The sequence below is a fragment of the Mesorhizobium sp. M4A.F.Ca.ET.050.02.1.1 genome, from assembly GCF_003997725.1.
GTDB lineage: Bacteria > Pseudomonadota > Alphaproteobacteria > Rhizobiales > Rhizobiaceae > Mesorhizobium.
On sequence record NZ_RZSG01000584.1, the window covers coordinates 1 to 3,843 of the forward strand.

Consider the following 3,843-nt stretch of genomic DNA (forward strand, 5'->3'; position numbering starts at 1 on the left):
TCCCGACGTCGCCTCGATCGAGACCATCTGCCGGGCGCATGCACCCTTCGGCACCACGGCGCTTTTGCCGACGCTGATCACCGACACGCCCGCGATCACGGCGGCGGCTGTCGCGGCAGGGGCCGCGGCGGCGCGCCAGGAGGTGCCGGGCTTTCTCGGCCTGCATCTCGAAGGCCCGCATCTGTCGGTCGCCCGCAAGGGCGCGCATGACCCGGCGCTGATCCGGCCGATGACGGAAGCGGACCAGGCCGCGCTGATCGCCGCGCGCAAGGAGCTCCCGGTCCTGCTGACCACGGTCGCGCCCGAATCCGTCGAGCCGGCGCGCGTCACGGCCCTGGCAAAAGCCGGCCTCATCGTCAGCCTCGGCCATTCCGACACCACCTATGTCACGGCGAGCGCTTTCGCGGCCGCCGGCGCAACGGTGGTGACGCATCTGTTCAACGCCATGAGCCAGATCGGCAACCGCGAGCCGGGACTGGCCGGTGCCGCCATCGCCACAGGCGGCCTGTCCGCCGGCATCATTGCCGACGGCATCCACGTCGATCCCGCCACCATCGCGATCGCGCTGCGCGCCAAGAAGGGGCCGGGGAAAATCGTGCTGGTCACCGACGCCATGGCGACGATCGGCACCGACATGACATCGTTCACGCTGAACGGCCGCACCATCTACCGCAAGGACGGCAGCCTCAGACTGGCCGACGGCACGCTGGCCGGGGCCGATCTCGACATGATCTCGGCCGTGCGCTTCATGCACCGCGGCGTCGGGCTTGAGCTTGGCGAGGCACTGCGCATGGCTTCGCTCTATCCGGCCGAGGCGGTCGGCCAGGCGCACCGGCTCGGCCGCTTCGCCAACGGCACCGCCGCCGACATCGTGGCACTGTCGGACGATCTGGATGTCCAAGGCGTCTGGATCGGCGGGAAGAAGGTGTTCGGGGCGTAGGCCATCGATCCCACCGCAATTGGGAAACCAACGTTCGCAATTGGCCGGAGCCCTTCGCGCATCGTCATCCTCGGGCTTGACCCGAGGATCCATGCCGTGACCTGTGACGTAAAGTGTAACGGTGCAGAATTCTGTAAACGTTGCAACGCCTTGGCGTCTCGGCATGGATCCTAGGGTCTACGCCGCGTCGCTTCGCACCTTGCTTCGCCCTAGGATGACGAAGCTATTAGCCGGCTCGAACCGCTGCGTAGAGATCCTTGTAGGTCTCGCGCAAAACGTTCTTCTGCACCTTGCCCATGGTGTTGCGGGGCAACTCGTCGACGAAGATCACCTGCTTCGGATGTTTGTATCGGGCGAGCCGGCCCGCAATGGCGTCAAGGACGTCGGCCGCGCCGATGGCCGAGCCCGGCTTGCGCACCACGACCGCGGTGACACCCTCGCCGAAGTCCGGATGAGCGACGCCGATCACCGCGCTTTCGCTAACGCCGGCAAGCGCATCGATCTCGCCTTCGATCTCCTTGGGGTAGATGTTGTAGCCGCCGGAAATGATCAGGTCCTTGCCGCGCCCGACGATATGCACATAGCCGTCCCGGTCGATGAGGCCGAGATCGCCGGTGATGAAGAAGCCGTCGGGACGGAATTCGGCCGTAGTCTTTTCCGGCATCCGCCAGTAGCCGGCAAAGACGTTCGGGCCCTTCACCTCGATTATGCCGACCTTGCCCTGAGCAAGCGACCCGCTGCCGTCTGGATCGGCGATGCGCAGCGAAACACCCGGCAAAGGAAAGCCGACCGTGCCGGCGCGCCGCTCGCCATCATAGGGGTTGGACGTGTTCATATTGGTCTCGGTCATGCCGTAGCGCTCGAGGATGGCGTGGCCGGTGCGCTCGCGCCAGGCGGCATGCGTCTCGGCCAGCAACGGCGCAGACCCGGAAATGAACAGGCGGATGTTCTTGGCCGCCTGGGCGTCCAGGCCCTCCTGCTGCAGAAGCCTGACATAAAAGGTCGGCACGCCCATCAATGCCGTGGCGCGCGGCAGCAGCGCGATGATGCGGGCCGGGTCGAATTTTGCTTCGAACAGCATCGAGGCGCCGGCCATCAGGATGACGTTGGTGGCCACGAAGAGGCCATGCGTGTGGAAGATCGGCAGCGCATGGATTAGGACGTCATCGGACGTGAAGCGCCAGTACTCGACCAGCACATGTGCGTTCGACGCAAGGTTCTCGTGGCTGAGCATGGCGCCCTTCGAGCGGCCGGTCGTGCCCGATGTGTAGAGGATCGCGGCAAGGTCGTCCGGTCCGCGCGCCACGTCGTTGAAATCCGCCTGATATCCGGAAGCGCTTTCCGGCAGCGAACCGTCGCCGTGCTGGCCAAGCGTCGCCAGCGCCGCGCCGGACGCTTGCGCCAGCGGGGCGATATCGGCCGCCCTTGCCGGGTCGCAGACCACCAGCCGTGGTTCGGCATCGCCAAAGAAATAGCGGAGTTCCGGCGGCGTGTAGGCGGTGTTGAGCGGCAGGAAGACGGCGCCGGCGCGCAGGCAAGCGAGGTAGAGCAGCACCGCTTCCGGGCTCTTCTCGACCTGCACGGCGACGCGGTCGCCCGGCGCCACGCCGGATTGCACCAGCGCATGCGCCAGCTGCGCCGATCGCGCCAGCATGTCGCCATAGGTGAGAGATCGCCCATCATCCGTCCGCATAAGCAGCCGCTGCGGCGCCGTGACGCGGGCGCGAAAAGCGTCGAACAGGTGATTGCTCATTGTTGCTCCCGCGAATGGCGCGGCGAATCCTGAATTCGCATCGTTTCGGTCAGAGCGAATATCAGATTTGAGGCTGAACGAGCAGCTATTTGCGCCCGCGGTGCGCCTTGGCGGCACTCACCTTCGGATCATCGTCCCGGCTGAAGCGCGCCATGCACCTGGCCGCCGTCAGCCGGTAATGGTTGAGCAGGGCCTCGACCGCGCCATCGGCGTCGCCATCGAGCGTGCGTTCGGCGATCTGGCGGTGCTCGGCAAGATCGTCGCGCTCGTCTCCCAGGCCGTGCTGCGACATCAGCCGGTAGCGGGAAGCCTGGTCGGAAAGTTGGTCGCAGAAACCGACCAGCCAGTGTGACCGGCAGCCCGCAATCAGCGCGCGATGGAAGGCCCGATGCAGCTTCTCCCAGTCGGGATTGTTCGACGAGGGATCCTCCGGCATGCGGCGCTGGGCGCGCGCCAGGCGGTGCAGGGCCAGCACCAGCTGCTCCTCCCACTCGCCGGTGCGGTGTTCGATCGATTCGCGCAGCGCGCGCTCCTCAAGCCAGCAGCGGGTGCGCGTCAGTTCCTCCAGCTCCTCGGCGCTGACCGGCATGAGGAAGAAGCCGCGCTGGTCGTGGCGGCCAAGCAGACCTTCGGAGGCGAGACGGTTGAGAGCCTCGCGCACGGGCGAAGCGCCGGCACCATATCGCGAAACCACCCATTCGACCCGAAGCTTGCTTTCGGTCTCCAGCACACCGCGCAGGAGATCGTCCCGAAGCTGATGATAGACCGTGCTGGCGAGGGTGCTCTTGGGTCCGGCACCTTCATCGCCCGGATCGGCGGTTCCGTATGTCAATATGGCTCCTGTTGCCTGCCTTGGCCTGTTGTTGGTTCTTGTTGCGAAGCAGTCTCAATCCCATACACGTACTATACCGTGCCACACTTCGCAGCCTCAAGCGGAAGATGATGGTATTCGACTTAAAGAGGATAGAGCGCACTGGCCCGCCGAAGTAACGGTCGGCTAAAGAATCTTGAGTTTCCTGCATCGCTTGGGGCGCTGAACAGCGAAGCTACTCATTTCGGCCATCAGTCAGACTGGGTATCCCGCCGCGATACGGTCAACGGCCAGGATCAGGCGGCGGGATACCCAGTCTGACTGATGGCCGAAATGAGT

The 3,843-nt window shown here is 65.3% G+C and carries 3 protein-coding genes; 1 reads left to right on the forward strand and 2 read right to left on the reverse strand.

The genetic code is table 11. From position 1 onward, the window contains the following. Nucleotides 1-940 (forward strand): N-acetylglucosamine-6-phosphate deacetylase (nagA, locus tag EOA33_RS27315; protein WP_127407059.1); only part of this gene is annotated, 940 nt, incomplete at its 5' end. A 226-nt stretch (nucleotides 941-1,166) separates the two neighbouring features. Here the strand turns inward: nagA and EOA33_RS27320 are convergent. Both EOA33_RS27320 and EOA33_RS27325 read right to left on the reverse strand, forming a co-directional pair. Beyond that, complete coding sequence (locus EOA33_RS27320; protein ID WP_126056918.1) at nucleotides 1,167-2,693, reverse strand: malonyl-CoA synthase; 1,527 nt, start codon at nucleotides 2,691-2,693, stop codon at nucleotides 1,167-1,169. Nucleotides 2,694-2,778: 85 nt separating this feature from the next. Then, entirely contained in the window at nucleotides 2,779-3,525 is a 747-nt protein-coding gene (locus EOA33_RS27325; protein ID WP_126056919.1) for a GntR family transcriptional regulator, read from the reverse strand. Nucleotides 3,526-3,843 lie beyond the last annotated feature (318 nt).